The organism is Roseovarius mucosus (assembly GCF_002080415.1).
Lineage (GTDB): Bacteria > Pseudomonadota > Alphaproteobacteria > Rhodobacterales > Rhodobacteraceae > Roseovarius > Roseovarius mucosus_A.
This window is the reverse complement of the sequence record NZ_CP020474.1, coordinates 3,079,513-3,104,587: the sequence shown is the minus strand read 5'-3', so window position 1 is coordinate 3,104,587 and position 25,075 is coordinate 3,079,513. Positions and strand designations below refer to the sequence as shown.

Sequence of the window (25,075 nt, the reverse complement as noted above, 5' to 3'; positions counted from 1 at the left end):
TAGGCGTCAAGAGGCCAGCCCCCTCACACCTCGCGCGTGCCGACCATGCCCATGATCTCATAGGTCTGGCGCAGGATCGGCGCGGCAATCGTGCGCGCCCGCGCCGCACCATCCGCCAAAATCCGGTCAATCTCGGACAGATCCTGCATCAGCCGCGCCATTTCCGTGGAAATCGGCGCGATGCGGTCAACGGCCAGATCCGCCAGCATCGGCTTGAACTCGGAAAAGGGCTTGCCGCCCGCCTCGGCCATCACCTGATCCACCGTCATATCAGCCAGCGCTGCATAGATATTCACCAGATTGCGCGCCTCTGGCCGCCCCTCCAGCCCCGCCGCCTCAGAGGGCAGCGGCTCGGGGTCGGTCTTGGCCTTGCGGATTTTCTTGGCGATGGTGTCGGCGTCATCCGTCAGATTGATGCGGCTCATATCCGACGGATCAGATTTCGACATCTTGTTCGATCCGTCGCGCAGGGACATCACCCGCGTCGCCGCCCCTTCGATCACCGGCTCGGGGATCGGAAAGAACTCAACGCCGTAATCATGGTTGAACTTGATCGCAATGTCGCGCGTCAATTCCAGATGCTGCTTTTGATCCTCGCCCACCGGCACATGCGTGGCGTGATAGGTCAGGATATCGGCGGCCATCAGCGCCGGATAGGCAAACAGACCAAGCGAGGCGTTCTGCGCATTCTTGCCAGCCTTGTCCTTGAACTGCGTCATGCGCTGCATCCACCCCATGCGCGCCACACAGTTAAAGACCCACGCCATTTGCGTATGCTCGGCCACCTGAGACTGATTGAAGAGAATGGACTTGGCCGGATCAAGACCAGAGGCAATGAACCCCGCCGCCAATTCCCGCGTTGCACGGGCCAGATCAGCCGGGTTTTGCCAAACCGTGATCGCATGCAGGTCTACCATGCAATAGAGCGTCTGGATGCCCTTGTTCTGCGCCTCGGCAAACCGCTTCAATGCACCCAGGTAATTGCCCAGATGCAGGTTGCCCGAGGGCTGGATTCCCGAAAACACGCGGGGGGTAAAGGCCGCCTCGGTCATGACGCAACTCCGTGGTGGATTTCTCTGCCCGCCTCGCTTACCCATGCGCCACAGCCCCGTCAAGGAGAGGTGCCATGCCCGACCAAGGACCACCCGCCCCCGTCAACCCCCTGCCGCCCTTCCTGATCGCCCTCTTTTTGGTGATCATGGGGGTCGAAGCCGCCTTTACCTTGGGCGCGCGCGGGCTTGTGGGCGGCCCAGATGCCGTGGGCTGGCGCGCGGCGGCGATTCAGGATTACGGCTTCAATGGCGAAATCCTTGGCTGGATGCTGGAACACAATGCCTATCCGGCGGAACATCTGCGCCGCTTGCTCAGCTATGCCTTCATCCATGGCAGCTTTACCCACGCGCTTTTCGCGGGCGTGCTGCTTCTGGCGATGGGTAAATTCGTCTCGGACGTGTTCCGTCACTGGGCGGTTCTGGTTCTCTTCGCGGTCAGCACAGTGGTGGGGGCCGTGATCTTTGGCCTTGTGGCACCGGGGCGGCCCTGGCTCATCGGGGCCTTTCCCGGCGTTTACGGCCTGATCGGCGGCTTTACCTATATCATGTGGCTCAGGCTGGGGCAGATGGGCACCAATCAGGTCCGGGCCTTCACCCTCATCGGCGTGCTGATGGGGCTGCAACTGGTGTTTGGCCTGTTGTTCGGCGGCAATGCCACTTGGATCGCCGATGTCAGTGGCTTTGCCAGCGGATTTCTGGCGTCCTTCGTGCTCAGCCCCGGCGGCTGGTCCCGCCTGCGGGCCAAGCTGCGTCACGACTGAGGCGGCATTGCCCGCGCGGAATCAAGGCGCGAAGCGCTGCCGCGTGGATCGCTGGGCCGGGGACTAGCGAAACAACAGGCGTGGCTGCCACTTTATGCCTGCCAAGTCCGTATAATCTCTCAGCGAACCGCGCCTTCTCAAAATCGCTAGGCCGCGGGACGGCCCAGCGATCCGCGCGGCGGTGCCTACGGCACCTTGATTCCGCGCGTGAAGACGACCCCCTTACCGCCTTAACCTGCCCCGGATTTCCTGTATCCGAAACGCCCCCAGCCCTTGCCCAAAGAGCGCATAGGCCAGCGTGCCCACCGCGATCAGCACCAACAGCGCCAGCCACCGCCAGCCCCCCATGCCGAAAAGCGGCCCAAGCACCACGCCCGCACCCCAGAGCACCGCCCCCATCAGCACCGAGGCCAGACAGATTCGCCACAACCGACGCCGGAATTGCGCATCAAACCGCGCCACCTCGCCAAACTGCCGCGCCCCGGCGGCCAGTTGCACCACCATGATCCATGCCGCGATTGTCGTGGCAATCGCCGCCGCAATCCAGCCGATAAGCATCGCCAGCCCCACCGCCAAAACCCCATTCACCGCCATCGCCCAAACCGCATAGCGGAACGGGCTGCGCGTATCCTCGCGCGCGAAAAACAGCGGTTGCAGGATCTTTTGCAACACAAACGCCGGCAGGCCCAACCCGTAAATCGCCACCGCCAAGGCAGTCGCGGCACTGTCATCCGCGCCAAACGCCCCGCGCTCGAACAGCACCGACACCAGTTGAATGGGGATCACGATCAACGCCACGGCACAGGGAATGGTCAGCGCCAAGGCAATTTCGCCCGCCCGCGACAGCGCCATGCGCGCGCCCACATCATCCTGCGCCTTCAGCCGCCGCGAGAGATCAGGAAGCAGCACAATGCCCACCGCAATCCCCACAACCCCCAAGGGCAATTGATAGAGCCGGTCCGCAGAATAAAGCCAGCTCACCGCCTTTTCGGTGTTCGAGGCCACCAATTGCCCGACCACAAGGTTGATCTGCACCACCCCGCCCGCCAAAGCCGCCGGAATGGCAATCCGCACCAGTTGCGCCATCTCTGGCGTCCAGCGGGGCCGCACCAAGGGCAGGCTCAGCCCCGCCCGTCGCGTCGCATGCCACACCAGCGCCAATTGCGCGACCCCAGCCACCGGAATGGTCCAGACCAGCGCCTGCGCCACCGCCCCGCCCGTCAAGGCAGCAAAACTCATCGTGCCGATCAACAAGACATTCAGCAATACCGGCGCGGCGGCCGCCGCCGCAAAATGCCCCGCCGCATTGAGCATCCCCGAAAACAACGCCGCCAATGAGATGAAAAAGATATAGGGAAACACGATCCGCCCAAACTCGACCGTCAGGTCGAACCGCGCATCGCCCACGAATCCCTCTGCCGTGGCCCAGACCAGCGCGGGCATGAACACCATGCACAGCCCCGTCAGCCCCAAAAGCACAAGGCTAAGCCCCGAACAGGCCAGCGCCGCAAAGCCCAAAGGGTTATCGCCTGCCTCCAACCGCTTGGAAAACATCGGCACAAAGGCCGCGTTGAACGCGCCTTCGGCAAAGAACCGGCGAAACATATTGGGCAGGCGAAACGCTGCAACAAAGGCATCCATTACAGCGCCGGGGCCGATATAGCTCGCGATCAGCACATCGCGGACGAACCCCAAAAGCCTGCTCAGCAGGGTCCAACCGCCAACGGTGAGAATGCCAGAAAGCAGGCGGACAGGTTTCATGCGGGGCCTTTCGCCGGGATCAGAGACGAGGATTAGACCATCACCACGCCGGGGGGAAGGGGGCGCAAACGGCGCAAACCGCCCGCATTTTCCGGCGCACACGCATATTTCGCTACCCAGTCCCGCGACGACACGACAAGGTAAGGCCAGAGGACATCGGCGCACTCCCGTCCATGCCGACAGAAAGAGACGTGAAATGACCACGACCAATATCCGCCAATGGCTTCAGGAACGGCCCGAAATCGAATCCGTCTTTGCCTGCGTCTGCGATCTCAACGGCGCGATGCGCGGCAAACGCCTGCCGATTGAAAAGGCCAAGTCGATCATGGACGACGGGCTGCGCCTGCCGCTCTCGGTGCTCAGCGTGGATATCTGGGGCGAGGATATCGAGAATAACGAACTGGTGTTCGAAACCGGCGACTCAGACGGTATCTGCGAACATACCGGGCGGCCCATCGTCATGGTGAACTGGACAAGCCGCCCCTCGGCGCTGGTGATGTTCTGGATGCACACCGAGGATGGCAGCCCCTTTCCCGGCGACCCGCGCCATGCGCTCTCCAATATCGTGCAGCGCTACAAGGCACGCGGTCTGACCCCCGTGGTGGCCACCGAACTCGAATTCTACCTCTGCGACCCGCGCGAGGCGCAGCCGCGCCCGCCCTGCTCGCCCGTGACCGGCAAACGGCTCGATTCCGACGGCGCGCTCTCCCTCGATGAGCTGGAACATTTCGACGAATTCCTCAACGACGTCTACGACGCCTGCCACGAACAGGGCATCCCCGCCGATGCCGCCATCTCCGAAAACGGCGCGGGCCAGTTTGAAATCAACATGGTTCATGTCGCCGATCCCCTACAGGCCGCCGATGATGCCGTTCTCTTCAAACGCCTCGTGCGCGGCATCGCGCGCAAACATGGCATGGCCGCTACCTTCATGGCGAAACCCTATGGCGACCGCTCGGGCAGCGGCTTTCACGTGCATTTCAGCCTTGTCGATGAAAACGGCGTCAACCTGTTTGACAATGGCGGTAATACCGGCACACCGCTCCTTCTCAATGCCGTGGGCGGGCTGCTGGAAACGATGCATGAAAACACGCTCACCTTCGCGCCGCACCAAAATTCCTATCGCCGCCTTCTGCCCGGCACCCATGCGCCCACTGGCATCTCTTGGGGCTATGAAAACCGCACGGCGGCGATCCGCATCCCCGGCGGCAACCACAAGGCGCGGCGCATCGAGCACCGCGTCGCGGGCGCCGATGCCAACCCGTACCTCGTGCTGGGCAGCATTCTGGGCGGCGCGCTCATCGGCATCGAACAGGGAATAGCACCCTGCCCGCCCATCGACGGCGACGCCTATAGCCAGAAACTCGACCACCTGCCACTCGACTGGGCCACCGCCATTCAGGCCTTTCGCCGGGGGCGGCATGTGCAGGACATCTTTTCCAGACGCCTGCAAACCATGCTGGTGGAATGCAAGATGCAGGAACTCAAACGCTTCACGCGCTACGTGACCGATTTCGAGTATGACGCCTATCTCGAAAGCGTGTGACGCCCGGCCTCAGCCGGCCACGCAATCCGCGAAATAGCGCGTCACGCCATCCTCGCCCACTTCCTGCACCAACCCGTGAATATCGGTCTCGAAACCGGGGCATTCGCGACCAAACTCGCGGTTGAACCGCAGGTATTGCACGATGGTCTTGTTGAACACCTCGCCGGGGATCAAAAGCGGAATACCCGGCGGATAGGGCGTCACAAGGCTGGTCGTCACCCGGCCTTCCAGATCGTCAATCGCCACCCGCTCGGTGGTGCGCCGCGCGATATGGGCAAAGGCCTCGCTCGGCGTCATCGCCGGGGTCAGATCGCTCAGATACATTTCCGTCGACAGGATCGCCACATCGTATTTCGCATAGAGCGTATGCACATGCTGGCACAGATCCCGCAGCCCCATGCCTTCATAGCGCGGCTGCTTGGCGCAAAACTCCGGCATCGCCCGCCACATCGGCTGGTTCTTGTCGTAATCGTCCTTGAACTGTTGCAGCGCGGTCAAGAGCGTGTTCCACCGGCCCTTGGTGATGCCAATGGTGAACATGATGAAGAAACTGTAAAGCCCGGTCTTCTCGACCACCACACCATGCTCGGCCAGATATTTGGTGACAATCGAGGCCGGAATCCCCGTCTGCTCGAACCGCCCATCCAGATTGAGACCGGGCGTGATGATCGTGGCCTTGATCGGATCAAGCATGTTGAACCCCGGCGCCATCTCGCCGAAATCATGCCAAGACTCCTCCCCATCCGAGGCTTGTACGCCATGCGCATCGGTGCGTTTGAGCACCCAGTCACGCATCTCACCGATCCCCTCCTCGTCCAGAACATCCGGCCCCCAGACTTGGAACCACCAGTCGTCATCGCCGAACTCGGCATCGACCTTCTGCATCGCCCGCCGGAAATCGAGCGATTCCGCGATGCTCTCCTCGACCAGCGCTGTGCCTGCAGGCGGCTCCATCATCGCCGCTGCCACATCGCAACTCGCAATAATGCTGTATTGCGGGCTGGTGCTGGTATGCATCAGATACGCCTCATTAAAGAGGTGGCGATCCAGCTTGGTGGTCTGACTGTCCTGCACCAACACATGGCTGGCCTGACTGATCCCCGCCAGCAGCTTGTGGATCGACTGCGTCACATAAGTCACCGAATGCAGCGGCCGTTCCCGCGACCGGCCCATCGCGTGAAAACTGCTATAGAACGGGTGGAAACTGGCATGCGGCAACCACGCCTCATCGAAATGCAGGTTTTCCACATAGCCATCAAGCAGATCCTTGATCACCTCGGTATTGTAGAGCACCCCGTCATAGGTGGATTGCGTCAAGGTCAGGATGCGCGGCTTGACCGTATCGGGATCAACCCCCTTCAACAGCGGATTGGCGCGGATCTTGGCCTTGATCGCGTCAATCTCGAACTCGCCGCGCGGAATCGGCCCGATGATGCCAAAGTTATTGCGCGTGGGCCGCAGGAACACCGGAATCGCCCCAGTCATGATGATGCTATGCAGGATCGACTTGTGGCAATTGCGGTCCACCACCACCACGTCACCGGGGGCGACCGTGTGATGCCAGACCATCTTGTTGCTGGTGCTGGTGCCATTGGTCACGAAAAAACAATGGTCGGCGTTGAAAATCCGTGCCGCGTTGCGCTCTGACGCGCCAATCGCGCCGTCATGATCCAAGAGCTGCCCCAGCTCCTCGACCGAATTGCACACATTGGCGCGCAGCATGTTCTCGCCGTAAAACTGATGATACATCTGGCCAATCGGGCTTTTGAGAAAGGCCACCCCCCCCGAATGCCCCGGACAATGCCAAGAATACGACCCGTCCTCGGCATAATCCAGCAACGCCTTGAAAAACGGCGGCTGAATGCCCTCCAGATAGATTTTCGCCTCGCGGATGATATGGCGCGCCACGAATTCGGGCGTATCCTCGAACGCATGAATAAATCCGTGCAATTCGCGCAGGATGTCATTGGGCAAATGGCGACTCGTCTTGGTCTCGCCGTAAACATAGATCGGCACATCGGCATTCTTTCGCCGCACCTCCTGCACGAAATTGCGCAGATTGGTGATCACCGGATCAATATCGGGACCGGGGCTGAATTCCTCATCGTCAATCGACAGAACAAAGGCACTGGCGCGCGATTGCTGCTGCGCGAATTGCGACAAATCCCCATAGCTCGTGACGCCCAGAACCTCGAACCCCTCGTCCTCCATAGCCTTGGCCATGGCCCGAATACCAAGCCCGGAAGAGTTTTCGGACCGGAAATCTTCGTCGATGATGACAATGGGAAAGTGGAATTTCATCAACTTCTCCTTTCAGGAGACCAGCAGGGGGGCGATCACGCCAAACGTCGCGAGAGGACCCCCCCAAACTCTGAGGGAATCCTACTCCGCGCAGCTTGTTTCTGCTGTGCGCCCCAAGGTCAAGCCCCGCTGCGACCCGAAGGCCGCTTTGCGCGCGCTCATGCCGCCTGCCGGATCAAAGACCCATTGTGCGGCGCCGTCCCTCGGCCATCTTGTTGATCAGATGATCCGCCGCCAAGCCTATAAAGGCCACGGCAAACCCCAGCACAAGGCCTTTGCCCACATCGGTGGAACTCAGTGCGCGCTGCATTTCCTGCCCCAGATCCTGCGTGCCGATAAAGGCCGCGATGATCACCATGAAGAGCGAAAACATCAGCGATTGATTGATCCCCACCATGATCGTGGGCAGCGCCAAGGGCAGGCGCACATGCCACAGACTCTGGCCGCGCGTGGCCCCTGACATATCCGCCGCCTCGATCACCGCCTCAGGCACACCGCGCAGCCCCTCGATGGTATAGCGGATCAGCGGCACGGCAGCGAACAGCACCACCGCCCCCACCACCGCCACATCATTGACGCCAAAAAGCATGATCACCGGAATAAGATAGATGAAACTCGGAAAGGTCTGAAGACTGTCACACAGCAGCAAGACCCGCTTGGCCCGCGCCTCGTGCCGCGCGGCCCAAATGCCCAAAGGAAAGCCGAAACTCGTCGCCACCGCCACAGCCACCAGCACCGTGTAGACCGTGATCATCGCCCGGTCCCACCAGCCGGTGATCGCGATATAGCCGATAAAGCCAACGCAGATCAGCGCCGAACGCCAACCACCCACCGCCAGCCCTGCCGCCGCGACCAGGGCAAGCACCGCCGTATAGGGCAACCACAAAAGCGCATCGCGCACCGGGATCAGAACCCATGTGATCAGGAACCACCGCAACCATTGCGTCACCGGATCAAGCGTCACGATCACCCAAGACATCATCGCATCCAGCGGGTCCGCCACCGAAAGCGATTGCCCCCGCCCGACCTCGGCAAAGAACGGCACCACCGCCGACAGCGCAAACCCCGCCACCATCAATACGGCCCAAACGCTCATCACCCGGTGCCGTGCGGTCCAGCTCAGCCCCGGCTCATGATGCACCGGCTGCCGCTCGGCCCAGGCCTTGGAACACCGATCCAGCGCCACGGCCAACAGAACGATCGTGATGCCGATTTCAATCGAGCGCCCGATCTTGAGCGCCTGCAACAGTTGCAACAGCTTCTGCCCCAGCCCCGGCATGCCGATGAAACTGGCCAGAACCACCATCGCCAGACACTGCATGATCACCTGATTGACGCCCACCAAAATCTCGGTGCGTGCAGTCGGGATACGCACCCGCGTCATCAATTGCCAGCTTGTGCTGCCGCACATCTTGCCGCTCTCGATCACCTCGGGCGGCACCTTGCGCAGGCCCAGCAGGGTCATGCGGATCATCGGCGGCACCGAGAAAATGATCGTAACAATCGCCCCCGCCTTGGGACCCACCCCGATAAAGACCACAACCGGAATCATATAGGCGAAATGCGGCAGCGATTGCGCAATGTTGAGAACCGGATTCATCACCGCCTCTACCCAGCGCCAGCGCCACGTCGCCACCCCCATCATAAGCCCCAAGAGAACCGACACCGGGGCCGCAACCACGATCACCGACAGGGTTTCCATCGCCCATTGCCATTGCCCCATCAGCGCAATCCAGACAAACGTGCCCCCCGCCAAAAGCGCCAATCGCAAGCCGCCCAGCCAATAGCCCAGACATCCCGCACTCAGCGCCACCACGATCCATGGCAGCGGGCCGATACGCGGCCAGCGGTTCTTGCCATAGAGAATATTCGCCGTCACATCGAGCAGCCACTCGATCCCATCGGCAAAGGCACGGGTCACATGGATAAGGCCCAGATCATCGCGCAGCCATGTGAAAACCGCGTTGATCCAATCCGCCAGCGGCAGGATCATCCCCTCGACCGGGCGCATCAGCCCCTCGGGCAAATAGGGCCGCGCAAGAATTAGGCACAGCGCAAGGCCCAGAACCACCCAAGCCGGATTGAGGCGCGGTTTGGCGGTGGTCGCCAGCGGCAGGGCGCTCTCGCTCATGCCTGCCCTCCCAGCAGCACATCCAGCGCCTCCTTGCGGCTCAGCACGCCGGTAATCCGCCCCGCCTCATCCGCCACGGGCAAGCTCTCGCGCGGATCGTCGATCAACTGCCGCGCCAGCGCGCGGATCGTGCTCTTGCCCGCCACCGGCAGCCCCTCGGGCATCACGCCGTTGATGGGCCGCGCCAAGCCGGACGCATGCACCACCCGCGCTTTCTCAATCTCTTCGGTGAATTTGCGCACATAATCGGTGGCCGGATTCAGAACGATCTGATCGGGCGTGTCGCATTGCTCGACCGCGCCGTCCTTCATGATCGCAATCCGGTCCGCTAACCGCAGCGCCTCGTCGAAATCATGGGTGATAAAGACAATTGTCTTACCCAGCATCCCCTGCAAACGCAGGAATTCATCCTGCATTTCGCGCCGGATCAGCGGATCAAGCGCCGAGAACGGCTCGTCCAGAAACCAGATGTCGGGCTCGATGGCGAGAGAACGGGCAATCCCAACCCGCTGCTGCTGACCACCTGACAATTCGCGCGGAAAGTAATCCTCGCGCCCGCCAAGCCCCACCAGCTCGATCACCTCCAGCGCCCGCTTGCGCCGCGTGGCCCGATTCTGTCCGCGCATTTCCAGCGGAAAGGCCACATTCTCCAGCACCGTGCGATGCGGCAGCAGGCCAAAGCTCTGGAATACCATGCCCATCTTGTTGCGCCGCAATTCGATCAACTGCGTCTCGCTCAGCGCACCAATGTCCTGCCCCTCGACAGACACCGTGCCGCCGGTAATCTCGATCAACCGCGACAGGCACCGCACCAGCGTGGATTTGCCAGACCCCGAAAGGCCCATGATCACCAGCATCTCGCCCCGCGCAATATCAAGCGACACATCACGCACCGCCGAGATATAGCCCGCCTGCCGAATAACCTCGAACCCCGGATCGCCCTTAAGGCCGCCCAGATACGCCTCGGGCGCAGGGCCAAATAGTTTCCAGACATTGCGGCATGAAATCACGGGTTCAGAAACCGGCACGCGACACCCCCTTGTTTGTTATGGAAAACCCCACCCATGGCGCACCACGGGCGGGGCAGATTTTAAGATCGGATCAGTTGATCCAGACCTTCCAGACATCGCCATTCTCTTCCAGCCAATGCGTCGCAGCCTCTTCTGGCTCCATCTCGTCGATGTCCACCAGCTTGGCCATTTCCGCGATCTGCGGGTTGGTAAAGCTGATCTTGGTCAGCATTTCATAGGCGTCCGGCCATTTCTCTTTCATCCCATCCCAAGCGGCTTTTTTCATGTAGCCATTGGCGGGATTGCCGCAATCATAGGTCTTGTCAGGGTTCGGCCCAACCGCCGGGTCCTTGTCGCACCCTTCCACCCAAGTCGGGAACTCGACGAATTCGCCCGGCCAAACGGCTTCGGCAAAATTCGGCGTCCAGTTAAAGACCACGATGGGCTTTTTGGTCTTTTCAGCGGCCCCGATTTCCGCCCAGAGGGCTGCGGCAGAACCGGCATTGACCACTTTGAAATTCATGCCCAGCCCATCAACCCGCTCTTGGTCATGCTTGAGCCAGTCCACCGGCCCCCCAAGGAACCGCCCGGCGTCCCCGGTCTCCGGCGTCGCAAAAAGAGCAGCGCACTCATTCAGCGCCTGCCAGTCAGGCAGACCCGGACAGGCCTCTTTGGTCCACATCGGATACCACCAATCCTCGCGCGTTACCGCATTGTGATCGCCCGCATCATGCAACCCGCCCTTTTCCAGCGCGGCACGGAATGAGGCACCAAATGCCCCCTCCCAAACCTCCATCTCCAGCGCCACATCGCCCAGACGCACCGATTCATAGACCGACTGACTATCCGTCGATACATATTCCACATTGTTGCCCATGGATTCGAAAATCTGGCCAACCACATTGCTCATCACGATCTGGCTCGACCAGTTGTGAATGGGGATGACGATCGGATCTTCGGAATCCGCCAAGGCGCCAGTCGCCGCTAGGGCGAGCACGGCGGCCCCGCCGATCAGTCGTAAACGCTGTGTCATTCTTGAAACTCCCTGTGTTGATGTATCCCGCCCGTTTTCCGGGCTTTGGTAAGGGAAGCTTAGGGATCGGATATGAACACGTCAGAGGGGCGGCATGAACGAACTGGACTTAATTGTGAAAAAATATTAACAGGAGGAAACCTTGCAAAGGGCTCCAACGTGCCAAGAGCCGCCCATATCGTCATCATCGAGGATGAGCCCGTTACCCGCACCACGCTGGCGGAGTATCTGATGTCGCATGGCTATACCGTCACCGCCTTTGACAGCGCTGAACGGGCCGAAACAATGCTGGGCAGCGACCGCGCCGACCTTTTGCTTGTCGACATCACGCTCGATGGCAAGGACGGGCTGCAGATCACCCGCGAACAACGTGCGCGCTCGGATATCGGCATTATCCTCACCACCAGCCTCAGCGATGACGTGGACCGTATCGTTGGGCTGGAACTGGGGGCCGATGATTATGTTTGCAAACCGTTCAATCGCCGCGAATTGTTGGCCCGGATCAAGAACCTCTTGCGCCGAACCGAGGCCCAGCGCCGCCTCTCACGCCAAAACCTGCGCTTTCACGGCTTCAGCTTTGCCTTTGCCACCCGGCAACTGACCGGCCCGGATGGGCAACCCATCCGCCTCACCCGCGCCGAATACGAGGTGCTGGCCGAACTCTTGCGCCACCCCGGTGCCGTGCTCAGCCGCGACCGGCTGATGACCGTGATCACCCACCGCCAAGAGCATCCCGATACCCGCACCGTCGATGTCATCATCCGCCGCCTGCGCACCAAGCTGGAAGAAGACCCCGGCGCGCCGCGCCTCATCACCACCGCCCATGGCGAAGGTTATGTATTCACCGCCACCTTGGACTGATCCGCCAACCCATCTGCCGCGCGCAAAAGCGTGGCACGCGCCGCCGCAATCTCTGCAGGCACAGCGGCCATAGCGCCCCGCATCGCCCCCGCGTCACCCGCGCGCGCCGCCTCTTCCAAGGCCCGCAATCCAGCGCTCAGCCCCGGCAAGCTGAAATTGCCCGCCGCCCCCTTCATCCGGTGCGCCACTTTGGCCACGCCCGCCGCATCCTCTGCGTCCACCGCCGCCGCCAAGGCCCGCGCCTCTTCCCCGACCCCATCCAGATAGAGCCGGATCGCTGCAGCCGTCTGCTCTGGCCCCAGATCGGCCAGCATGGCACCCAGCCCGTCGCGCGCGCCGCCCATAGGCAAAGAGACCGAGCGCGGCGAGAGAAACACACCCCGGCGCTGCCCGCCCGTCACCTGCGCAATCGCGGCGGCCAGCCTCTCGGGCGAAACCGGCTTGGCCACGAAACAATCCATCCCCGCGTCCAGTTGCTGTGCCACCTCTTCCTCCTGCACATGGGCAGAGATGCCGATCACCGGCAGGTCTTGGCCCTCCGGCAACCCGCGCAACCGCCGCGTCGCGTCAGTGCCCGACAGGCCCGGCAGGTTCACATCCATCAAGACCAAGTCGAACCGCTCCCGCTTCAGCAGGTCCAGCGCGTCCTCACCACTGTCCACACAGACCGCCGTATGCCCCATCCGCTCCAGATAACTGCGCGCAACCATCTGGTTGACGCTGTGATCCTCGACAATCAGCGCATGCAGACTGCGCCCCGCCCGCTCAGGGGTCCACTCGGGCACGCTCTCAGCCAAAAGCGCCGGATCGGCCAATTCGAAATCTGCCATGAAGGTAAAAACCGATCCCACATGCGGCGTGCTTTCCACGCTCAGCGCGCCGCCCATCACCTCCGCGAATTTGCGACAGATCGCCAAGCCCAGCCCGGTGCCGCCATAGCGCCGCGCCGTCAAACCGTCTTCCTGCTCGAATGCCTCGAAAATACGCTGCCGCGCCTGCGCTGAAATCCCCTTGCCGGTATCGCTGACCTCCAGAATCAACGTCACCCGCCCGGCCCCCGCAGCCCGCACCCGCAGCCGCAAAACCACCTCCCCCTCTTCGGTGAACTTGACCGCGTTCGAGACAAGATTGAACAGGATCTGCCGCAGCTTGGCCATATCACCCATCACGGCAGCGGGCGCATCCTCAGGCAGATCAAGCCAGAGCACGATCCCCTTCTCCCGCGCGCCGGGGTCCAACAGGGTTACGATCACCTGCATCACTTCGGCCACTGAAAACACCACCCGCTCCAGATGCGCGCCGCTCAACTCGGTCTTGGAATAGCTCAGAATGTCGTTGAGGATCGTCAGCAGGCTCTCACCCGAGGCCCGCGCCGCGCGCAATTGCTCCAACTGCGCGTCTGGCAAGCCCTCAGCCGAAAGCGTGCGCAACATGCCCAGAACCCCGTTCATCGGCGTGCGGATCTCATGGCTCATCATCGCAAGGAATTCCGATTTCGCCCGATCCGCCGCCTCCGCCTTTTGCCGCGCCACGGCATGCGCCTCGACCTCACCGCGCAGGGCTTCGGTCTTTTCCGCCACCAACTCCTGCAAGGCATTGCGATGCCGCGCCAACTCCTCTTCGTTGCGCCGCCGCGCCTCCTCCAAGGTGCGGTTGGCGATGGCCTGACGCCGGAACACCTCGACCGCGCGCTCCATGCCCGCAATCTCATCATTGCCACGCGGGGCCACGCGCATATCAAGCTGCCCCGCCGCCAGTCGCGTCATCATATCCGACAGGTTGTCCAACCGCCGCGAGATATTGCCGCGCACGTAAAACCACAGCACGGCCAAGGACAGCAACAGCGCCAGCCCCGCCGCTCCGGCGCTGCGCAACCGCGTGGCCCGGATCACCTCAAGCGAGGCCGCACCGGCGCGCTGCGCCTCCGCCTGCACCCGGCTCGCCAGATCCGTCACCGCCACATGCAGCCCGTCCGCCGACACGCGCAGCGCCGCCTGCGCGCTCTCGATCCGGCCATCCAGTTCCAGAATGCCCTCGGTCAGCCCCAAAAGCCCCCCCGGCCCCGCCGGATCACTCAGCGACAGGATCGTACCCAACAAGGTTTGCGCCTGCGCCGCCCGCCCCGGATCGCGGATCGCCGCGACACGCCGCGCGACAATCTCTGTCCGCTCGCCCAACGTGGCCCGGATCGGCACCAAACCCGCGGCATCGCTCAGCCCGGCAATCCGGTTGAAGAGCAGCCCAATCTCCGCCGTGCGCGACCGCAACTCGAACATCAACCCCAACTCGAACAGATCAACCTCGATCAGCTTGTCCAGCGTCGCCAGATGCTGCGCACTGCCGGTGTCATCGTCATAGAGGTTGGAAATCACCGCCGCCGTGCTCATCTCGGCATTGGCCACCAAAGTATCAGCCATATTGAGCAACGCCGACGTCGCCCCAAGCGCACGGTCCAGCCCCTCGCGCCGCGCCTGCACCAGCGACAGACGTTGCTTGACCAAGCGGTCAAGCTCGGCAATCCCCGCCTCCATCGCCACAACGGCACGGGTCAACTCGCCCCCGCTGCCGCCACCATGCTCCGCCTGAAACCGGCTCAGATGATCCGAGAGCGCCGCCACCCGCGCGCCCAAATAGGCCGCCCGGTCGCGCCGCGCCGCCTCATCATCCACCGCCGCCAACTCCGGCGCCACCGTGATGATGGCCGAACTTTCCTCGGTAAACCGCCGCATATCCGACAGCACCGGGATCGAGCGGTCATAGAGCTGCTGTTGCGCCTGCGTGACATCGCGCAGCTCGAACCAGCCAAAGAAACCCGCCAGCGCGGGCAGGCCGGCAATCACGAGAAAGGCCGCCAACAGGCGCGCGCCCAATCCGGTTCTGCTCTTCATCCGGCTCTTCCCGCTCCGCTTTTGTTGCAGTCCTGCCGCGACAGTCTATAGTAATTTCCGCAGAGGAGTGAGTGTTTCATGCAAAGAATAATCGCCTGTATGCTCGCCCTCTTGGCACCTCTGCCCCTCGCCGCAGACCCATGGGCGCTGCAAACCCATACGGTGCCCTTCGACTATACCAGCCCCGCGCGTCCGCTCACCTATACGCCACTCGATCGTGCCGCATCCCCTTGGACGCTTTGCATCTCTTATCCGCATCTCAAGGACGCTTATTGGCTCTCGGTCAATTTCGGCATGGTCGAAGAGGCCCAGCGCCTTGGCGTGGGCTTTCGTCTGGTCGAGGCGGGCGGCTATCCCAATCTTGACCGTCAGATCGAACAGATCACCAATTGCGTGGCCCAAGGCGCGGATGCGCTGGTGGTCGGCACCGTGTCTTTCGAGGGGCTGACCCCCACCGTTCAGGCGCTCTCCGAACAGGTGCCGGTCATCGCCACGGTCAATGACATCGCCGATCCCGGCATCGCGGCCAAGGCGGCGGTCTCTTGGTATGACATGGGTGCCATCACCGGGCGCTTCATCGCCGAGCGCCACCCCAAGGGCAGCGCCCCGGTGCGGCTGGCGTGGTTTCCCGGTCCCCAAGGGGCCGGTTGGGTCAGCTTTGTCGAGGCGGGCTTTCGCGACGCCATCGCCGAGAGCGCGGCAGAGATCGTGCTCACCAAATACGGCGACACGGGCCGCGAGATCCAAGTGACGCTGGTCGAGGAAACGCTCGATAGCGGGGTTGCCATCGACTACATCGTCGGCAGCGCCCCCACCGCCGAAGTGGCCGTGTCGATCCTGCGCGCGCGCGGGCTCGAAGGGCAGATCAACATCGTCTCGGATTACATGAGCCACGCGGTGTTTCGCGGCATTCGTCGCGGCCGCATCCTCGCCGCGCCCACCGATTTCCCGATCATGCAGGGCAAACTCGCCATCGAAATGGCCGTGCGCGCCATCGAGGGCACGCTTGAGACCCGCCATGCCGGCCCCCGGATCATGCTCGTAACCCCCGATATGGTCGGCAATACCGACCTTGCCGAAACCCTCGCGCCCGCCAGCTTTATCCCCGTGTTCGAACTGGACTAGCGCACCGCTTGCGGTCATCATGGCACCAAGGCCGGATATAGGGGCCGCAGACGGGATCAAAGGGGCAATACGGGGCCGAAAACCCCGTCCAAAGACCACCTTCCTCCGCTGAGCCCCCGCCGTCCTCGTTAATGGGTATTCTTGGGCAAGAGGCAGAGCATGGCAAAAAGCGCAACGATCACAACTGCCCCGACGCCGGTCGCGGCGGCTCCGGTGCCGGTGCTCAATCTGCCGATGTCGCGCGGCAATCCCTACCAACCCCTGCTTTATGCCGCCCCCGACGCCGGTTTCCGCCCCGAACCCTTGGCCAAGACCGAAATCACCGATCTGCCCCGGTTGTTGGCAGAGGGGCATCGCCTCTTGCATCTGCATTGGGATGACCTGATCTTTGGTCGTTCCCGCGACAGCGCCGCCAATGCCAACGAGGCCGAGCGCGATCTGGCCGCCCTTGCAGCCTTCAAGGCTGGCGGCGGGCGTATCCTCTGGACGGTTCACAACCGAACCCCGCATCGCGACATGGACCCAGAGACCTTTCGTGCCGCCCGCGCCCGCGTCGTGACCCTCGCCGATCTGGTGCATGTCCACACGCCCGACGCGGCGCTGCATATGCAACGCGACTGGGGGGTTGATCCCGCGCGCCTGCGCATCCTGCCGCACCCAAGCTATCTTGGGCATTACGAACCTGCCGAAACCAGCCTCGGTCGCGATCTGCCCGATTGCGCCGCGCGCGCCTTTCTCTTCTTCGGGGCTTTTCGCGCCAACAAGGGGCTGGATACGCTGGTCGATACCGCCCGCACGCTCATCCGGCGCGACGTGCCTTTTCACCTGCATCTTTGTGGCCGCGCCGCGCGCAGCCATCAAAAGCTCTTTCGCGCGCTGCAAGACACCGATTGCGTCACCCTCACCGACGAGGCCGTGCCAGATGAGGATGTGGCTGGCATCTTTGCCCGCGCGCAGGTATTTGTCGCGCCCTTTGGCAACCTCTTTACCTCCGGCTCGGTGATGCTCGCGCAGGGCTTTGGCCTGCCTGTGATCGGCCCCGATACCGAGGCTCTGCGCGCCCATGTGGCCCCGGAAAACCACGATCTTCTCTATGATCCGGGCGCGCCACGCGGCCTCTTGCGGATGATGACACGGCTGGTGGAGATGCCCGATGACGAATTGCGCAGGCGTCGCGCCGCGGCCCTGGCCCTCGCCCAAGACCGCGCGCCCGCGCGCATCGCCGCCCAGATGATGCAGGTTCTCGCCGACCTGCGCGATGGCACCGGTGCCAGCCTGCAAGCGGTGCAGCCGACGCCCATCGCCGCCGCCCATCCCGCTACACCTGCCCCCTCTGCCCAGGCGCGCGCGCAGCAGCGCCTGGCCGATCTGACGCGCACTTTGGGCCTCACGGACCCTCTGCGCATCCTCGATATCGGGGCCAACCCGATGAACCATGACGCCCCCTACAAAGAGCTTCTGGCCGCAGGTCACGCCCATGTCACCGGGTTTGAACCCCAGCCCGAGGCGCTGGCCGCCCTCAACGCCCGCAAATCCCCGCAAGAGACCTATTTTCCCGACGTGGTCGGCGATGGGGCGGCGCATCGGCTCAACCTCTATCGTGGCTCCGGCCTCGCCTCCCTGCTCGAAATTCGCCAGCCCACACTCGACCATCTACTCGGCCTGCGCCGCGCCGCGCGCCCCACCGGCCATGTCGATCTGCCCAGCCGCAAACTCGACGAGATCGAGGGCATCGGCCGGGTTGATTTCCTCAAGATCGACGTGCAGGGGGCCGAAGCGATGATCTTCACGCACGCCCAAACCGCGCTCTCGCAAACGCTGGCCGTGCAAAGCGAGGTCAACTTTTTCCCCCTCTACGACAACCAGCCCTCCTTCGGCGAGATCGACCGCCTTCTTCAGGCGCATGGGCTGGTGCCGCATTCCTTCCTGCATATCGAGAAACGGCTCCTGCGCTCCCGCTGGTTGGGCCGGATCGAAGGTACCACGCCGCAACAGATGCTCGACGGCGATATCCTCTACCTGCGCGACCTCTCTCGCCCCGACACGCTCGACAGCACCGACTTGCGCAAAATCGCGCTGCTCTGTGATACCTGCTACGGCTTTACCGACATCACCCTGCGCTGCCTCGAGATTTTGGTTGAACGCGGCGAGATCAAGCCGCGCGTGGCCGAACGCTTCATCGACAGCCTCTGACCGCGCGGCCCGGGTTACCCAACCCGATAGGGCAACACGCCGCGCTCGTCCGGTGTCACCTGCAAGCGTCGCTCCAGCGGCGGCACCGATCGCTGATGGCACTCCGCCCGCTCGCAGATCCGGCAGGAAATGCCAATCGGCTCGAACGCCCGCGCGCGGCTCACATCCAGATCGTCGGCATACACCAACTCGCCCGCATGTTTCACCTCGCAGCCCAGCGCAATCGCAAACCGCCGCACCGGCGCGCCAAAGCTGCCACCGGGTTTCGAGACATCGCGCGCAAGACTGATATAGCGCACGCCATCCGGCGTCTCGGCCAATTGCCGCAGGAACCGCCCCGGCGTCTCGAACGCCCGATGCACGTTCCAGAGCGGACAGGCCCCGCCGAACCGCGCGAATTGCAACCGTGTCGCCGAATGCCGCTTGGTGATCGTGCCGGCCTGATCGACCCGCACAAAGAAAAACGGAATCCCCTTGGCCCCCGGCCGCTGCAAGGTCGAAAGACGATGACACACCTGTTCGATCGAGGCACCAAACCGATGCGCCAGAACCTCCAGATCGTGACGCACCTCCTGTGCGGCGGTCAGAAACCGGCCATAGGGCATCATCGCCGCCCCGGCAAAATAATTGGCCAATCCAATCTTGGCGATGGACCGTGCCGCGTCTGACTGGAACCGCGCGAAATCCAGCGTCGCCTCCAGCAATTGATCCTGCATCACCAATGCCAGTTGCAACAAAAGCTGAAACCGTCGGCTCTCGGGGGCGGCCCGCGACGAGAGCGTCAGCACCCCGGCGGCGCGGTCGTAATGCCGCAACTGTGCGGTATCCGCCTCGACCACCGAAATGCCCAACGCCGCCAACCGCGCGCAGGCCAGATCCGAAATCGCCTGCCCGCCGCCCGCTTCCGCAAAGCGCTCGGCGGCATGGTCCACGGCATCTATGTAATTGTCGCAATAATGAAAAAAGTCGCGCACCTCGTCCCAAGGGCTCGACTGGTTGCGCGCATCCTCGCGCCCCAAGGCCTCGTCGAGGCTCGCCAATCGCTCGTGGGTCTGGCGATAGGCGCTGTGCAACTCCAGAAACGCCCGCGCCAGCGCCGGGGCATTCGACGCCGTCAGCCGCAGATCGGCCAGGGGCGGCGGATCGTCGCCAAACACCGGATCGGCCAGCGCCTCGCGCATGTCGCTCACCATCCGCTCGGCATCGCCCGTGCTCAACTCTGTCACGTCGAAGCCGAATTCCTGCGCCAAGGCCAGAACCACCGTCGTGCTCACAGGGCGGTTGTTGTTCTCCATCTGGTTGAGATAGGGCAGCGACACCCCCAGCTTGCCCGCGAAATCCTTTTGCGTCAGGCCCAGCCGCTGCCGCGTCTCGCGCAGCTTGGCCCCGGCATAGAGTTTCTGGATCGCCATGGCGCGCACCCTTTGCAACTTCGCATAGGGGCCAGACTACATTTGCAAAGACACGCCGGCAATCCCCCGCCACGCGCAGCCCCATAGACAGCACCGTCACAACCGCTAATCTACCCCATACGCACACCGCTAAAAGGACTGCGCGCCGATGCCAGACCCCGCGATCCTTCTCGAATGGGCCGGATTTGCCGCCCGCTGGCTGCATGTCATCACCGCCATGGCCTGGATCGGCACGTCTTTTTACTTTATCGCGCTTGATCTCGGCCTGCGCCGCGCGCCCGATTTGCCCATGGGCGCGCAGGGCGAAGACTGGCAGGTGCATGGCGGCGGCTTCTACCACATCCGCAAATATCTCGTGGCGCCGCCGCAGATGCCGGATCACCTGACTTGGTTCAAATGGGAAAGCTACGCCACCTGGCTCTCGGGTGCGGCCCTGCTCATGCTGGTCTACTGGGCCTCTGCCGATCTCTACCTGCTCAGCGCCGAAAGCCCGCTCACCCAATCGCAGGGCATCGCTCTCTCGGCGGGCTCGCTGGCCCTTGGCTGGCTCATCTATGACCGGCTTTGCAAATCCGGGCTGGCCGCGCAGCCGACCCGCATGATGCTCGTGCTCTTCGCGCTTCTGACCGCGATGGGCTGGGCCTATACACAGGTGTTCACCGGTCGCGCGATGATGCTGCATTTGGGGGCCTTCACCGCCACCATCATGACCGCCAATGTCTTCCTCATCATCATGCCCAATCAGCGCATCGTGGTGGCCGATCTGCGCGCCGGGCGCACACCCGAGGCACGCTATGGCCAGATCGCCAAACTGCGCTCGACCCATAACAATTACCTCACCTTGCCTGTCATCTTCCTGATGCTGTCCAACCATTACCCGCTTGCCTTCGCCACGCCCTACAACTGGCTCATCGCCTCTCTTGTTTTCCTGATGGGCGTCACCATCCGGCATTTCTTCAATAGCCTGCACGCCGGGCGTGGCCGCCCTTGGTGGGCATGGGGCGTCACCGCGCTGATCTTCGCCGCCATTGTCTGGCTCTCAGCTTTGGGCGGCCCGAACACGGCAGACACCACCCCAGAGACCACGCGCCTCAGCCCTGCCCAGACCCGCCTGAGCGAGGCCCCCGGCTTTGACACGGTGCAAGAGATCGTGGCCCTGCGCTGCGCCATGTGTCATGCCACCGAACCACTCTGGCCCGGCATGATCCACGCCCCCAAAGGCGTGATCCTCGAAACACCCGCCGACCTCGCCCGTCAGGCCCGCGCCCTCTACCTCCAGGCCGGGCTCAGCCATGCCATGCCACCCGCCAACCTCACCGCGATGGCACCCTCGGAACGCGCCACGCTCATCGCTTGGTATCGGGCGGGCCGTACCGCGCCCTAGCTTCCAGCCGTGCCGAATCAAGCCCTGCCTTCAACAGGCCAATGTCCCGCAATCGCGCCTGTGCCCGAATCGCATGATGCTCCATCCGCGCCTGATCCGCCTGCTCCAGCGCCTGTAGATCGCTGACCGAGACAAGGCCCGCCACCGCCACCCCGTTGCGCAGCACCATCACCCGCTGACCACCCGCCGCCAGATGATCCACCACCCGGCGCAGACGGGTTCGCACCCGATGGATCGGCATCTCATCATACATCGCCCGCCTCTTGCCTTGCCTGACCTGACCAACTTGGCAGGCAGAGGTTAAGAAAACGTTGCCCGCAGCGCGCGACCCAAGCAAAACCAATCGAGACCTTACAAAATCACCTCCAAAACCTTACAAAGCTTACAAAATACCCCAGCCCGGAGCGCGCCCCATGAAAATCGCCACCGCCGCCTATCCGCTCGACCCGCTCACCTCTTGGGCCGACTACCATCGCAAGCTTACCGATTGGGTGGCCGAGGCGGCCGCACAGGGTGCCGAACTCGCGGTCTTTCCCGAATATGGCGCGATGGAATTGGCCATGCTCGCGGGCACCGAGGCCGCGGGCGATTTAGAGCGCTCACTGCATGCCGTTTCTGGCGTGATGCCAGAGGCTTACGATCTGCATGCCGAGCTTGCGACGCAGTATAATCTGCATATTCTGGGGGCTTCAGCCCCGGTCTTTGACCCAGATCTTGGCCCCCGCCCGGTTAACCGCGCCATGCTTTTTACCCCCACCGGGGCGCGCGCCGCGCAGGACAAACAGATCATGACCCGGTTCGAGCGCGAGGAATGGCACGTCGCCCCCGGCGGCCCCCTGCGCCTCTTTGACACAAGCCTCGGCAAAATCGGCATCCTGATCTGCTACGACAGCGAATTTCCCTTGCTGGGCAAGGCTTTGGCCGATGCCGACCTGATCCTTGTGCCCTCTTGCACCGAGGCTCTGACCGGCTATTCCCGCGTCCGGATCGGTGCCATGGCCCGCGCCCTCGAAATGCAATGCGTCACCGTCATGGCCTCGACCGTGGGCACGGCGGATTGGTCCCCGGCGGTCGATACCAATTGTGGTATGGGTGGCGTCTTTGGCCCCCCAGATACAGGGTTCCCACCCACCGGCGTCCTCGCCGAGGGCACGCTCAACCGCCCCGGCTGGACCTATGCCGAGGTCGATCTGGACCGTATCACCCATGTTCGCGCCGACGGCGTTGTGCTCAACCGCCGCCATTGGGAAGACCAACTGGGGCGCGACGTCACGGTCACATCTGAACCTCTACGGTGATTACACCCTTGAAAACCGCGCAAAACCGGCGCATTTACTAGCGCGTTCCGCAAAACGGCGGGGCGCCATATCAAGGAGAGACCATGGCCAAGGAAGACACGCTCGAATTTCCCGGTGTCGTCAAGGAACTCCTGCCCAACGCGACATTCAGGGTCGAGCTTGAAAACGGCCATGAGATCATCGCACATACGGCAGGCAAAATGCGCAAGAACCGCATCCGCGTTCTTGCGGGCGACAAAGTTCAGGTGGAAATGACCCCCTATGATCTGACCAAGGGTCGGATCAATTATCGCTTCAAGTAAACTTGGCCTGCAGCGCCGAGTATGGTCAGGCATATCGTGCGGCCTCCAAGGAGGCGGTCGCGTATCTGCATGAATTGACTGAGGAAATGAACGATCCGCAGGCAAAGGCAGTGCTTAACACCGCTGCGTTTTCCTTGGGCGCGACCTTGCGCGCACACGCCACCGCGCTGCAAGACAAGGCAGATCTGGAATGAGACTCATCCTCGGTTCTGGCAGCCCGCGCCGGCGCGATCTGTTGGCACAACTCGGGGTGGTGGCGGATAAAATCCAGCCCCCCGAGATTGACGAAACCCCGGCCAAGGCTGAATTGCCCCGCCCCTATTGCGCCCGCATGGCGCGGCAAAAGGCGTGGGCGGTTGTGGCCGAGGACGATGATATCGTGCTCTGCGCCGATACCACCGTGGCGCTTGGCCGCCGCATCCTTGGAAAACCGCAAGATATTGGTGAAGCAGCACAATTCCTGCTCGCTCTGTCCGGGCGGCGGCACCGGGTGATCACGGCCGTCGCTGTCCGGCGCGGATCGCGGATATGGGAGCGGGACGTTGTAACCACCGTGCAGATGAAACGCCTCTCGGATGAGGAGCTGAACGCCTACCTTGCCACAAATGATTGGCAGGGCAAGGCAGGCGGCTACGCCATACAAGGCCCCGCAGGCGCGCTAATCCCTTGGATTCAAGGATCTTTTACTGCCGTCGTCGGCCTGCCCCTGGCTGAAACCGCGGGCCTCTTGCGCGCCGCTGGCTACCCGCTCTGGAAGGACACCCAATGACCCTGCGGACCATCGCGCTCGACCACATAAACGACGCCGAGGCCGCAGCCCTGCTGGTGGGTGGGCGGCTTGAGGACTTGCTGATCGACTCGGATCAACCGCGCCCCGGCACCATCTATCGCGCCATCGCCGATCGCCCCGTCAAAGGGCAAGGCGGCATGTTCCTGCGCACGCCCGACGGTTCCGCTTTCCTTCGCCAGATCAAAGGCTTGACGCCCGGTCAGCCGCTACTCGTACAGGTCACTGGACACGCCGAACCGGGCAAGGCCCTGCCAGTCACGACTCGACTCTTGTTCAAGAGCCGCTACGCCATCGTCACCCCCGACGCGCCCGGTCTCAATGTATCGCGGTCCATCAAGGACGAGGCCCTGCGCGATTCCCTCTTGGAAATCGCCCATGCCGAAATGGGCGACAGCCCCATGGGCCTCATCCTGCGCTCCTCATGCGAAAGCGCCGAAGCCGCTGATATCACAGAGGATATTAACGCCATGCGCGATCTGGCCGAGGCGGTTCTCGCCGATGCCACCGGCCCCGAGCCAGAGACCCTGACCGAAGGCGACGGCCCCCATACCCTCGCCTGGCGTGACTGGGTAGAGCCTGCTGATGTGGTGACTGATCCGGGCTCTTTCGCGGAAAACGGCGTGCTTGATCAACTCGACGCCCTGCGCGAGGCCTTGGTCCCCCTGCCCGGCGGCGCATCCTTTTACATCGAGCCCACGCGCGCCCTTGTAGCTGTGGATGTCAACACCGGCGGCGACGCCAGTCTTGCAGCGGGGCTCAAAGCCAATATCGCCATGGCCCGCGACCTACCGCGCCAATTGCGCCTGCGCGGCCTTGGCGGGCAGATCACCCTCGATCTTGCCCCCATGCCCAAAAAGGACCGCAGAACGTTCGAAGCCTCCCTGCGCGCCGCGCTACGCCAGGACACGACCGAAACCACTCTCGCGGGTTGGACGCCCTTGGGGCACTTTGAATTGCAACGCAAACGCGACCGACAGCCGCTTACGGACCTGCTCAAATGAGCTGCCCGATTTGCCAGCGCAAGACCGATGCCCGCTACCGCCCCTTTTGCTCGCGCCGCTGCGCCGACGTGGATCTGGGCAAATGGTTCGCGGGTGATTACGCCGTGCCCTCCTCCGATCCGGCCGACATCGAAGAGGCCCTCGACGCGCTGGAACAAGAGCAGCAAAAACCCCATTGATTTTTGCTGATACCCTCTAGACACCCCGCCCGCGCTCGCCTAGAACG

20 protein-coding genes are annotated in these 25,075 nt (G+C 62.9%); 11 read left to right on the top strand and 9 right to left on the bottom strand.

The features are described from left to right. Positions 1-23: 23 nt before the first annotated feature. Complete coding sequence (trpS, locus tag ROSMUCSMR3_RS14635) at positions 24-1,052, bottom strand: tryptophan--tRNA ligase (RefSeq protein WP_008281811.1); 1,029 nt, start codon at positions 1,050-1,052, stop codon at positions 24-26. 74 nt (positions 1,053-1,126) lie between these two features. Between trpS and ROSMUCSMR3_RS14630 the strand changes: the two genes are divergently transcribed. Then, positions 1,127-1,813: a rhomboid family intramembrane serine protease gene (locus ROSMUCSMR3_RS14630; RefSeq protein WP_081507790.1), complete on the top strand. Its 687-nt coding sequence runs from the start codon at positions 1,127-1,129 to the stop codon at positions 1,811-1,813. Positions 1,814-2,035: 222 nt separating this feature from the next. Here the strand turns inward: ROSMUCSMR3_RS14630 and murJ are convergent, their stop codons facing one another. Further along, entirely contained in the window at positions 2,036-3,574 is a 1,539-nt protein-coding gene (gene murJ / locus ROSMUCSMR3_RS14625) for a murein biosynthesis integral membrane protein MurJ (RefSeq protein ID WP_081507789.1), read from the bottom strand. A gap of 196 nt (positions 3,575-3,770) precedes the next feature. Between murJ and ROSMUCSMR3_RS14620 the strand changes: the two genes are divergently transcribed. Then, a complete protein-coding gene (locus ROSMUCSMR3_RS14620; RefSeq protein ID WP_081507788.1) occupies positions 3,771-5,120 on the top strand; it encodes a glutamine synthetase family protein in 1,350 nt (449 codons plus the stop codon). Between the two features lie 9 nt (positions 5,121-5,129). On the opposite strand, the gene ROSMUCSMR3_RS14615 is transcribed toward ROSMUCSMR3_RS14620, so the two are convergent. From ROSMUCSMR3_RS14615 to ROSMUCSMR3_RS14600, 4 genes are all read right to left on the bottom strand, one after another. After that, complete coding sequence (locus ROSMUCSMR3_RS14615) at positions 5,130-7,421, bottom strand: arginine/lysine/ornithine decarboxylase (protein ID WP_081507787.1); 2,292 nt, start codon at positions 7,419-7,421, stop codon at positions 5,130-5,132. A gap of 175 nt (positions 7,422-7,596) precedes the next feature. Then, positions 7,597-9,552, bottom strand: coding sequence for an ABC transporter permease (locus tag ROSMUCSMR3_RS14610; protein WP_081507786.1), 1,956 nt, complete (start codon positions 9,550-9,552; stop codon positions 7,597-7,599). Beyond that, a complete protein-coding gene (locus ROSMUCSMR3_RS14605) occupies positions 9,549-10,580 on the bottom strand; it encodes a quaternary amine ABC transporter ATP-binding protein (RefSeq protein ID WP_081507785.1) in 1,032 nt (343 codons plus the stop codon). Before ROSMUCSMR3_RS14605 ends, ROSMUCSMR3_RS14610 begins: the two co-directional genes overlap by 4 nt. 73 nt (positions 10,581-10,653) lie before the next feature. After that, positions 10,654-11,595, bottom strand: coding sequence for an ABC transporter substrate-binding protein (locus tag ROSMUCSMR3_RS14600; RefSeq protein WP_008281804.1), 942 nt, complete (start codon positions 11,593-11,595; stop codon positions 10,654-10,656). 159 nt (positions 11,596-11,754) lie between these two features. On the opposite strand from ROSMUCSMR3_RS14600, the gene ROSMUCSMR3_RS14595 reads away from it, so the two are divergent. Continuing rightward, entirely contained in the window at positions 11,755-12,456 is a 702-nt protein-coding gene (locus ROSMUCSMR3_RS14595; protein ID WP_008281803.1) for a winged helix-turn-helix domain-containing protein, read from the top strand. On the opposite strand, the gene ROSMUCSMR3_RS14590 is transcribed toward ROSMUCSMR3_RS14595, so the two are convergent. Next, positions 12,429-15,344 carry an ATP-binding protein gene (locus tag ROSMUCSMR3_RS14590; RefSeq protein WP_081507784.1) on the bottom strand — a complete coding sequence of 972 codons (2,916 nt, stop codon included), beginning with the start codon at positions 15,342-15,344 and terminating at the stop codon, positions 12,429-12,431. The genes ROSMUCSMR3_RS14595 and ROSMUCSMR3_RS14590 overlap by 28 nt on opposite strands. Before the next feature lie 78 nt (positions 15,345-15,422). Between ROSMUCSMR3_RS14590 and torT the strand changes: the two genes are divergently transcribed. Both torT and ROSMUCSMR3_RS14580 read left to right on the top strand, forming a co-directional pair. Further along, entirely contained in the window at positions 15,423-16,469 is a 1,047-nt protein-coding gene (gene torT, locus ROSMUCSMR3_RS14585; RefSeq protein WP_237183457.1) for a TMAO reductase system periplasmic protein TorT, read from the top strand. Positions 16,470-16,628: 159 nt separating this feature from the next. Continuing rightward, positions 16,629-18,662 (top strand): FkbM family methyltransferase, encoded by a 2,034-nt coding sequence (locus tag ROSMUCSMR3_RS14580; RefSeq protein ID WP_081507782.1) that lies wholly within the window; start codon positions 16,629-16,631, stop codon positions 18,660-18,662. 14 nt (positions 18,663-18,676) lie between these two features. Here the strand turns inward: ROSMUCSMR3_RS14580 and ROSMUCSMR3_RS14575 are convergent, their stop codons facing one another. Then, positions 18,677-20,074 carry a helix-turn-helix domain-containing protein gene (locus ROSMUCSMR3_RS14575; protein WP_081507781.1) on the bottom strand — a complete coding sequence of 466 codons (1,398 nt, stop codon included), beginning with the start codon at positions 20,072-20,074 and terminating at the stop codon, positions 18,677-18,679. A gap of 148 nt (positions 20,075-20,222) precedes the next feature. Between ROSMUCSMR3_RS14575 and ROSMUCSMR3_RS14570 the strand changes: the two genes are divergently transcribed. Then, positions 20,223-21,458, top strand: a complete 1,236-nt coding sequence (locus ROSMUCSMR3_RS14570) for a urate hydroxylase PuuD (RefSeq protein WP_081507780.1) — start codon at positions 20,223-20,225, stop codon at positions 21,456-21,458. On the opposite strand, the gene ROSMUCSMR3_RS14565 is transcribed toward ROSMUCSMR3_RS14570, so the two are convergent. After that, positions 21,421-21,711 (bottom strand): type II toxin-antitoxin system Phd/YefM family antitoxin, encoded by a 291-nt coding sequence (locus ROSMUCSMR3_RS14565; RefSeq protein WP_081507779.1) that lies wholly within the window; start codon positions 21,709-21,711, stop codon positions 21,421-21,423. The genes ROSMUCSMR3_RS14570 and ROSMUCSMR3_RS14565 overlap by 38 nt on opposite strands. Before the next feature lie 160 nt (positions 21,712-21,871). On the opposite strand from ROSMUCSMR3_RS14565, the gene ROSMUCSMR3_RS14560 reads away from it, so the two are divergent. The 5 genes from ROSMUCSMR3_RS14560 (at position 21,872) to ROSMUCSMR3_RS14535 (ending at position 25,028) form a co-directional block, all read left to right on the top strand. Then, complete coding sequence (locus ROSMUCSMR3_RS14560) at positions 21,872-22,756, top strand: carbon-nitrogen hydrolase family protein (protein ID WP_081507778.1); 885 nt, start codon at positions 21,872-21,874, stop codon at positions 22,754-22,756. Between the two features lie 83 nt (positions 22,757-22,839). Further along, positions 22,840-23,058 (top strand): translation initiation factor IF-1, encoded by a 219-nt coding sequence (gene infA, locus ROSMUCSMR3_RS14555; protein ID WP_005978431.1) that lies wholly within the window; start codon positions 22,840-22,842, stop codon positions 23,056-23,058. Between the two features lie 190 nt (positions 23,059-23,248). Then, the gene (locus ROSMUCSMR3_RS14545; protein WP_081507777.1) at positions 23,249-23,827 is read left to right on the top strand and encodes a Maf family protein; all 579 of its coding nucleotides are present in this window, start codon (positions 23,249-23,251) and stop codon (positions 23,825-23,827) included. Further along, positions 23,824-24,849, top strand: a complete 1,026-nt coding sequence (locus ROSMUCSMR3_RS14540) for a ribonuclease E/G (protein ID WP_081507776.1) — start codon at positions 23,824-23,826, stop codon at positions 24,847-24,849. The genes ROSMUCSMR3_RS14545 and ROSMUCSMR3_RS14540 overlap by 4 nt, the downstream gene beginning before the upstream one ends. Next, on the top strand, positions 24,846-25,028 hold the full coding sequence (locus tag ROSMUCSMR3_RS14535) for a DNA gyrase inhibitor YacG (protein WP_008281789.1): 183 nt from the start codon (positions 24,846-24,848) through the stop codon (positions 25,026-25,028). Before ROSMUCSMR3_RS14540 ends, ROSMUCSMR3_RS14535 begins: the two co-directional genes overlap by 4 nt. The last annotated feature ends 47 nt before the right edge of the window (positions 25,029-25,075 follow it).